The 8,481-nt window shown below is 72.6% G+C and carries 7 protein-coding genes; 3 read left to right on the top strand and 4 right to left on the bottom strand.

The window, feature by feature from the left end; genetic code table 11:
* From K2X24_RS01800 to K2X24_RS01785, 4 genes are all read right to left on the bottom strand, one after another.
* A partial coding sequence (locus K2X24_RS01800) for a hypothetical protein (RefSeq protein ID WP_292494112.1) occupies nucleotides 1–1,857 on the bottom strand: 1,857 nt, incomplete at its 3' end.
* Between the two features lie 28 nt (nucleotides 1,858–1,885).
* A complete protein-coding gene (locus tag K2X24_RS01795; protein ID WP_292494110.1) occupies nucleotides 1,886–4,705 on the bottom strand; it encodes a DUF4159 domain-containing protein in 2,820 nt (939 codons plus the stop codon).
* A gap of 10 nt (nucleotides 4,706–4,715) precedes the next feature.
* Entirely contained in the window at nucleotides 4,716–5,651 is a 936-nt protein-coding gene (locus K2X24_RS01790) for a DUF58 domain-containing protein (protein ID WP_292494108.1), read from the bottom strand.
* Nucleotides 5,652–5,654: 3 nt separating this feature from the next.
* Nucleotides 5,655–6,659, bottom strand: a complete 1,005-nt coding sequence (locus K2X24_RS01785) for a MoxR family ATPase (RefSeq protein WP_292494106.1) — start codon at nucleotides 6,657–6,659, stop codon at nucleotides 5,655–5,657.
* A 239-nt stretch (nucleotides 6,660–6,898) separates the two neighbouring features.
* Between K2X24_RS01785 and K2X24_RS01780 the strand changes: the two genes are divergently transcribed.
* Genes K2X24_RS01780 through K2X24_RS01770 form a run of 3 tightly spaced genes read left to right on the top strand, consistent with a single transcriptional unit; the run spans nucleotide 6,899 to nucleotide 8,422 of the window.
* Nucleotides 6,899–7,492, top strand: coding sequence for a DUF1285 domain-containing protein (locus tag K2X24_RS01780; RefSeq protein WP_292494104.1), 594 nt, complete (start codon nucleotides 6,899–6,901; stop codon nucleotides 7,490–7,492).
* On the top strand, nucleotides 7,489–8,130 hold the full coding sequence (locus K2X24_RS01775; RefSeq protein ID WP_292494102.1) for a CoA pyrophosphatase: 642 nt from the start codon (nucleotides 7,489–7,491) through the stop codon (nucleotides 8,128–8,130). Before K2X24_RS01780 ends, K2X24_RS01775 begins: the two co-directional genes overlap by 4 nt.
* 34 nt (nucleotides 8,131–8,164) lie before the next feature.
* Complete coding sequence (locus K2X24_RS01770) at nucleotides 8,165–8,422, top strand: DUF6111 family protein (RefSeq protein WP_292494100.1); 258 nt, start codon at nucleotides 8,165–8,167, stop codon at nucleotides 8,420–8,422.
* Nucleotides 8,423–8,481 lie beyond the last annotated feature (59 nt).

The raw sequence follows: 8,481 nt of genomic DNA, 5'->3' as shown, positions 1-8,481 counted from the left end.
GATCGAGCCGCCGGTGCCCTCGGCCAGGGCCTTCAGGCGCTCGGTGTCGCTGAAGACGTCGGCGAGTTCGCGCGGATTCGGCGGCCCGACGCTGACGAAGGCCACCAGGGTGCCGGAGCGCAGGGTGTGCAGGCCGAGTTCGGTGGCCTCGAAGGTCGTCGCGAACAGGCCGGGCTCACCCTGTGTCAGGGACAGGGTGCGCTGAGCGCCGGTCGGGCCCGTGACGGTGACGGGCTCCACCGTGTCGGCCATGGTCTGGCGCTCCACGCGGACCTCGCGGCCGTGACCGGTGGTCTGGGCCCGCAGGGCTTCCTCCTCCAGGGCCGGTTCCTTCATGAGCCAGTGCCCGAGCCGGCGCAGCAGGTCGAGATAGGGCCCGCCCTCCTGGTAGCCACGGGCCCAGAGCCAGGCGTGATCGGAGAGCAGCAGCGCCACCCGGCCCTTCTCCTCGCGCGACAGGGCGAGCAGCGGCAGGGCATTCGGTCCCTGCAGGATCGGCTGGATGCCGGGCTTCACTTGGGCAGAGACGATGCGCAGCCAGTCGCCCCAGGCCGGAGGCGAGGCGTCGGACCCGGGCAGCGCGCGGGTGACGGGGTGACGATTGCCGACACCCGTGAGGGCGGCCTTGTAGGGCTGCTCGACCACGCGCCCGTTGGGCTCGCCGGGCAGAATCGCGGAGAGCCGCGTGCGGGACAGGCTGGAGGGCGATGCGAATTCGGGGCCGGCCGCGATCAGCAGGGCGCCGCCCTCGCGGACATAGCGGACGATGTTGTCGAAATAGGCCGAGGGCAGCACGCTCTGGTTGGCGTAGCGGTCGAAGATGATGAGGTCGAAATCCTTGATCTTCTGCACGAACAGCTCGCGCGTCGGGAAGGCGATCAGGGAGAGTTCGGAGATCGGCGTGCCGTCCTGCTTCTCCGGCGGCCGCAGGATGGTGAAGTGGACGAGGTCCACGTTCGCATCGGATTTCAGCAGGTTGCGCCAGGTGCGCTCGCCCTGGTGCGGCTCGCCCGAGACGAGGAGCACCCGCAGCTTCTCGCGGATGCCCTCAATGGGCAGGACCGCGCGGTTGTTGATGGTGGTGAGTTCGCCCGGCAGGGGCTCGACCTCGATCTCGACCACGTTCGGGCCGCCATGCTCGATCCGCATGGTCAGGGAGAAGGGCTGGCCCGTGGGGAAGGTCCGGCGCCCAACCTCCTCGCCGTCGCGGCGCACGGTGACGGTGGCGCTGCCGGTGCCGCCGCGCTCCATCACCTCGGCCCGGATGGTGAGATCGCGCCCGACGATGCCGAAGCGGGGCGCCTCGATGAGCTTGATCTGCCGGTCGCGCTCGTCCGGATGACCGGTGACGAGGACGTGGAGCGGACCCTTCAGGCCCAGCGCCGCCACCGAGGCGGGAATGTCGTGCACCACGCTATCCGTGAGCATGACGACGCCCGCCAGGCGCTCGGCCGGCACGTCGGCCAGCGCCTGCGACAGGGCGGTGAACAGCCGGGTGCCCTCGTCGCCGTCCTTGGCGTCGGGCACATCGATGAAGCGCGGCTCGATGTTGGTCAGGGCCCCGAAGCGACGCTGCAACTCGGCACGCACCGCATCGGTCATGGCCGGGCGGTCGCCCAGCGCCTGCGAGCCCGAGCGGTCGACCACGATGGCGGCGATGTCCTTCACCGGCTCGCGGTCCTCGCGCACCAGGGACGGATTCGCGATCGCCAGCAGCACCAGGGCCAGGGCGAGCGCCCGCAGGATCGCGGTGCGACCCCGGGCGAGGAAGGCCAGCACGGCGAAGACCGCGACGAGAACGCCGAAGCCGATCAGTACCGGCCAGGGGACCAGGGGCGTGAAGCTGAGGCTCAGCATGGGCGCGGTGCCTCCGGTACAAAATTCATCACTGGCCCAGCCGCTCCAGCAGCGCCGGGACGTGGACCTGATCGGCCTTGTAGTTGCCGGTGAGGGTATAGATCACGACGTTGATGCCGCCGCGGAAGGCCATCTCGCGCTGGCGCTGGTCGCCGCCGACGATGGGGTAGAGCGGCTCGCCGCGCTTGCCCACGGCCCAGGCGGCGGCGAGATCGTTGCTGGTGATGACGATGGGCGAAACGCCGTCGCCGGCCCGGGCGGGACGGCGCTCGGTGCCCTCGCCCGCCGGCGGCAGGGTTTCGACCCAGGTCTGGCCGGTTGCGTAGCGGCCCGGAAAGTTGTCGACGAGGTAGAAGGCCTTGGTCAGCACGTGGTCGGGTGGCACGGGCTCGAGTTCGGGCACCTCCAGCGTCGCCAGCATCTTGCGCAGATAGGCGCCTTCCGGCGTCGGCGGACCACCCGGCCGCGCGGTGAGCGCATCGCGGGTGTCGAAGATCACGGTGCCGCCGTTGCGCATGAAGGCGTCGATGCGCCGGATCGCGCTCTCGCTCGGCTGCGGCCGCCCCGCCACGATGGGCCAGTAGATCAGCGGATAGAAGGCGAGCTCGTCCTTGGCGGGGTCGATGCCGATCGGGTCGCCGGGCTCCAGGGCGGTGCGGCTCGCCAGCATCTGGGTCAGGCCGGAAAGGCCGGCGCGGCTCGCGGTGTCGGCCGCCTCGTCGCCCGTGACCACGTAGGCGAGCCGGGTCGCCTGGGCCGATTCGAAGGCGCCCGCGCGGGCGGGAGCGGCCGGCTGGGCCTGCACCGGCTGCGGTGCGCCGGCCACGGCGCCGAGGGCGAGACCCGCCAGGAGGATCGCGGCTGGGCGCGAGACGAGGCCGCTTGCGCGCCGGAGGAAGCCGCCGAGCCAGAGGCCCGCGAGGGTGTCGAGGATGAGAAGCATCAGGGCCAGGGTGAAGAGGGTGGCGCGCAGGTCGAGCGTCTCGGCCCCCGCGAGGGAGCCGAGGCGGGCGCCGGACAGGGCGGCGAAGTCGAGGGGCTTCAACCGGTCGGCCATCGCGAGGGCGTTGACCGCGATGCCGCTATCGGCCGGGCCGTAGAAGCCCGGCGGGTGTTCCAGGGTCGCCCGGTCGCCGTAATCGGCGGAGACCGCGGTGGCGCCGGCCGGCGGGGCACCGAGGGCACCGAACCCGTCGAGGGTGAGGCGCGGCGCGAGGACGGCGGTGGCCCGCGCCCCGGCATCGCCCACCGGAAGCGCCTTGGCGCCGGCCAGGTTCACCACCCGACGCAGCATGTCGATGAACAGTCCCGACAGGGGAAGGTTCGACCAGGTCGTGTCGGCGGTGACGTGGAAGAGCACGACGAGGCCTTGGCCCCGCTTCTGCGCGGTCACGATCGGCGTCCCGTCCTGCAGCGAGGCCCAGGTCCGGCCCGGTAGATCGCCATCGGGCTCGGCCAGGATCTGCCGGCGCACGCCGATATCGGCCGGCGGCGTCAGGCCGGCAAAGGGGCTCTCGGGGGCAAAGGGCGCCAGGGTCTTGGGGCTGTCCCACGAGAGCGTGCCGCCCAGGGTTCGGCCACCGCGGCGCAGGCGCACGGGCACGAGGGGATCGTTGCCGGCGGCGAGGCGCGGCCCGGCGAAGCGCAGCAGGAGGCCGCCGTCGTCGACGAACTGCTCGACGCGGGCGAGCGTCGGCCCGTCGAGGGCGCCGACATCGGCGAGGACGAGGACGGAGACCTGGTTGTCGAGGAGTTGCCCGACCGATTCCGCGATGCCCTTGGCGCCCCGGGGCTCCTGCACGTCGGCATAGGGGCCGAGCGCCCGCGACAGGTAGTAGGTCGGCGCCAGCAGCGGCTGGGCCTGGTCGCTGGTCCCGCCGAAGACGAGACCGACGCGGCGGCGCTTGCCGCGCTCGTCGACCAGGGTCACGGCGCCGGCCGAACGCTCGGCCGCGACCTCGATCCGGCTGATGCTGTTGCGCAACTCCACCGGCAGGTCGAAGCCGACTTCGGTCTCGGTGGCGTCCGGCGCGAAGGTGAAGCCGTGCTCGGCCAGGGGCAGGCCCTTCTGGTCGAGGGCCCGCACGAGGCCGGTGTCGCGGCCGTTGGCGGCGGCCCGCAAGACATGCGCGGTGAGCCGGCCGCCGGCCTCGGCGGCCGAGAGCGCCAGCGCCGGGGGCCGGTCGGCCTTCAGGATGGTGAGCGCCGCCCCGGTCCGGCCGACGAGATCGGAGAGGCTCTTGCCGAACGTCTCTTCGCCCGGGCCCGCGACGCCGTCGCTGATCCACAGGATGGCGGTGCTCGGGCTGCGCTCCAGGAAAGCGGCGAGCGACGGCAGGTGCGCGGCGCGGTCGGCCAGATGCGGACGCGGCGCGATGGCGCGCAGGCGTTCCAGCGCCGCGGCCGGCACCCGGGCCTCGAGGGCGGCGGCCGGTTCGGCCAGGGCGGTCACCGCCACGGGCCGGCCGTCGCGGGCCGCGCCCTCGATCGCGTCGGTGGCGACCCGCAGGCGGTCGCGCCAATCGTGCGCGGCGGTGAATCCGTTGTCGAGGACGACGAGGAGCGGCGTGCGCCCGGCGGCGGCGCCCGTGCCGGACGGATTCCAGACCGGGCCGGACACCGCCAGGATCAGGCAGGCGGCCGCCAGGATGCGCAGGATCAGCAGCCAGGGCGGTGTCCGCGCCGGCGTCTCGCGCTTACCCAGGAGGTCGGCCATGATCCGCAGCGGCGGGAAGTCGATGCGGCGCGGCCGCGGCGGGGTCACCCGCAGCAGGAACCACAGGGCCGGCAGGGCGACGAGCGCGGCGAGCGCCAGAGGCGCGGCGAAGGTGAGGGGCAATCCGAGCATGCGGCGATCCTCAGCCGGTCCCGCGCGCCGCGGCGACGAGGGTGAGGAGGCGCAGGGCCACCTCGCTCGCCGGCCGGTCGGTGCGATGGATCGTCAGGGTCCAGCCCTGGGTCCGTGCGATCTCCGCGAGGCGATCGCGATGGGCGGCGATCCGCACCCGGTAGGCCTCGCCCCAGGCCCCGGCATCGCCGACATTGAGGCTGAACTTCGATTCGAGATCGTGCAGGACCGCCTGCCCCGAGAACGGAAAGGTCTCCTCGACGGGATCGACGATCATCACGAGGTGGCCCCGCGTGCCCCGTCCGGCGAGCCGGTCCACCGATGCCTTCACGGCCTCGGGCGGCGACAGGAAATCGCTGATCAGCACGGCCTCGTCGAATCGGCCCGGCGTGGCGGGCGGCGGAGCGTCGTCGTCCTGCCCCTTGCCGTCGGCCACGAGGGCCTGGGCCATCGTCTCGACGATGCGGCGCGAGGCGGTGGCGCGGGTAAGGCCGAGCAGGCCGGTGCGCTCGCCGCCTTCCACCAGGGCGTCGGCCAGCGCGAAACCAAGGACCAGCGCGCGCTCTACCTTAGGGGCCTGCGCCAGATGCGAGGAAAAGCCCATCGAGGCGGAGCGATCGATCCAGAACCAGATGTTGTGGGTGGCTTCCCATTCGCGCTCGCGCACGTAGAGCCGGTCGTCGCGGGCCGAGCGGCGCCAGTCGATCCGCGCGGCGGCCTCGCCGGCGACGAAGGGCCGGAACTGCCAGAAGCTCTCGCCCGGCCCGGCCCGACGGCGGCCGTGAATGCCGTGGGCCAGCGTCGAGGACACCCGGCGGGATTCGAGGATCAGACGCGGCATCCGCTCGGCCAGGGCGAGCGCGCTCTCGGTCTCGCGGCGCCCCGGAGCGCGGGCACTCCGGTCGAGGACCTGGGTGGCGCCGCCGCCGGGCCGGGGGATCGCCATGCCCTAGAGCTTGCCGGCGAGCTGGGCGATGAGGCCCGGAATGGTCTCGCCGTCGGCGCGCGCCGCGAAGCTCAGCGCCATGCGGTGCTTCAGCACCGGCTCGGCCAGCGCCTTCACGTCGTCGATGGAGGGGGCGACGCGGCCTTCGATCAGGGCGCGGGCACGCACCGCCAGGGTGAGCGCCTGGCTGGCACGGGGGCCCGGCCCCCAGAGCAGCTTGCCCTTGAGCGCGGGATCGCCGCCCTCGGGACGCGCGGCGCGCACGAGATCGAGGATGGCATCGACCACCGCGTCCCCGACGGGCAGGCGGCGCACGAGGCGCTGGGCCGTGAGCAGCGCCTCGGTGGACATCACCGCCTGCGGCTTGTGCTCGTCGATTCCGGTGGTCTCGATCAGGATGCGGCGCTCGGCGGCGCGGTCGGGATAGCCGACGTCGATCTCCAGGAGGAAGCGGTCGAGCTGCGCCTCGGGCAGCGGATAGGTGCCCTCCTGCTCGATCGGGTTCTGGGTGGCCAGTACGTGGAAGGGACGCGGCAGGTCGTGGCGCTCGCCCGCCACCGAGACGAAGTGCTCCTGCATCGCCTGAAGCAGGGCCGACTGCGTGCGGGGGCTGGCGCGGTTGATCTCGTCCGCCATGAGGAGCTGGGTGAAGACCGGGCCCTTGACGAAGCGGAACGAGCGGTGGCGGTCGGCATCCTCGTCGAGGATCTCGGTGCCGAGGATGTCGGACGGCATCAGGTCCGGTGTGAACTGCACCCGGCGGGCATCGAGACCGAGGACGGTGCCCAGTGTCTCCACGAGCTTGGTCTTGGCGAGACCCGGCAGGCCGACGAGGAGGCCGTGGCCGCCGGCCAGGATCGTGACCAGGGCGAGATCGACCACCTTCTCCTGGCCGAAGATGACCTTGTGGATCGCCTCGCGGGCCTGCCCCACCGAGCCGAGACAGGCTTCCGCCGTGGCGACGATGCCGTCATCGAGGGTGGTGGCTGGCTGGGAGCCCTGAATCATGCGTATCGGTCCTGGCTTCTCCGCGCCGGCCGTGGAGGGCCGCGCGAGCGGGAATGCGCCATCGAGGGGCGGGCCTGGCGTCGGCCGTCTGCGGGCGAGTGTGGCGCCCTTTCCGGCACGCTGGCAAGGTCGGCGCGACGACGCAGGGTTCAGGCCTGCGCGAGCGGGCCGCGCCCAAGAGCGGGGAGAGGCCACCGCACGCCGTTCCCCCGTCGCCCGGATGCGCTATCTTGTACCCCATGACCGATCCAGCGCCTGCCGATCCAGCGCCTCCCGTCGCCGACCCGACGATCGACCGCCTCAGCGCCGCCCTCGGCGATGCGGCGCGCCGCGGCCCGCCGCCGGTGGAGCGATGGAACCCGCCCTTCTGCGGGGCGATCGACATGCGGATCGGCGCCGACGGGACCTGGCATCACGAGGGCGCGCCGATCCGTCGTCCGGCCTTGGTCAAGCTGTTCGCCTCGATCCTACGGCGCGAGCCGGACGGCAGCTACGTCCTGGTCACCCCCGTGGAGAGCGTCGGCGTCACGGTTGAGGATGCCCCCTTCGTCGCCGTGGAGATGGCGGTCGAGGGCGACGGTCCGGCGCGACGCATCGCCTTCCGCACCAATGTCGACGATCTCGTCCCGGTCGATGCCGACCACGCCCTGCGCTTCGAGCAGGATGCGGGCGGCGGCCTGCGTCCCTACGTCCATGTCCGCCGCGACCTCTGGGCGCTGCTGACCCGGGCGCTGACCTACGACCTCCTCGCGCTGGCCGAGGAGCGGGACGGCTGGCTCGGCGTCGCGGCCGGGAGCGCCTTCCACCGCATCGCGCCAGCCGAGAGCGCATGACGCACGACGACGCGCTGGGGGACCTCCTCGCCCGGGCCGCCGCGCACCTGTGCGCCGAGCCGCCGGGCGATGGCGCTCCGACCGCGAATCCCCGCGGCGATCACGACCTCGACGGACCCGAGGCTGCGGTTGTGCCGGAAACCCCGCACCGGCGCGCCGCGGTGCTCGTGCCGGTGCTGCCTCGGGCGGACGGCCTCCACGTCCTGTTCACCGTGCGGGCGGCGCATCTGCGGGACCATTCGGGGCAAATCGCGTTTCCCGGCGGCAAGATCGACGACGACGATGCGAGCCCGGCCCATGCCGCCCTGCGCGAGGCCCGTGAGGAGGTCGGACTTGTCGCAGAGGCGATCCGTGTGCTCGGCTACCTCGATCCCTATCTCTCGGCCACGGGGTACCTCGTGCTGCCCGTCCTCGGCCTCGTCGACCCGGGGGTGAACCTACGCCTGAACCCGGACGAGGTCGCCACCACCTTCGAGGTGCCCTTGAGCCATCTCCTCGACCCGGAGCAACGCCGCATCGAGAGCGCGGTCTGGCGCGGGCGGCAGCGGCGCTACTACGCCATCACCTACGGCGAGTTCCGGATCTGGGGCGTCACCGCGGGAATCGTGAACAACTTGCGGGAGCGCCTCTTTCCCTGACGCCGCCCCCATCCCCTCGCCGTTCGAGACATCCATGATCCGCCGCGTCCTCGAAGAACTCCTGATCTTCCTCTCGCCGTTCCTGCTCTTCGCGCTCTACCTGGCAATCCGTGGGCGGCGGCCGGACCAGCGCGTGCACTGGGAGGGACAGGGTTTCCGGCTGACCCTTGCGGGGATCGCCCTGGTGATTCTCTCGCTGGTCGCGACGGGGCTCTTCAGCGAACGCCATCGCGGCGGCTACGTGCCGCCGCACCTGGAGAACGGACAGGTCGTGCCCGGACGATTCCTGTGAGCGGACACGCCCTCGCGGTGTCGGGTCTGGCACGCCTCCTCGACAGGCCCGGCGTGCGA

Origin of the sequence: Methylobacterium sp. (assembly GCF_019750675.1) — a bacterium.
Lineage (GTDB): Bacteria > Pseudomonadota > Alphaproteobacteria > Rhizobiales > Beijerinckiaceae > Methylobacterium.
This window is presented reverse-complemented; position numbering and strand designations above follow the sequence as displayed.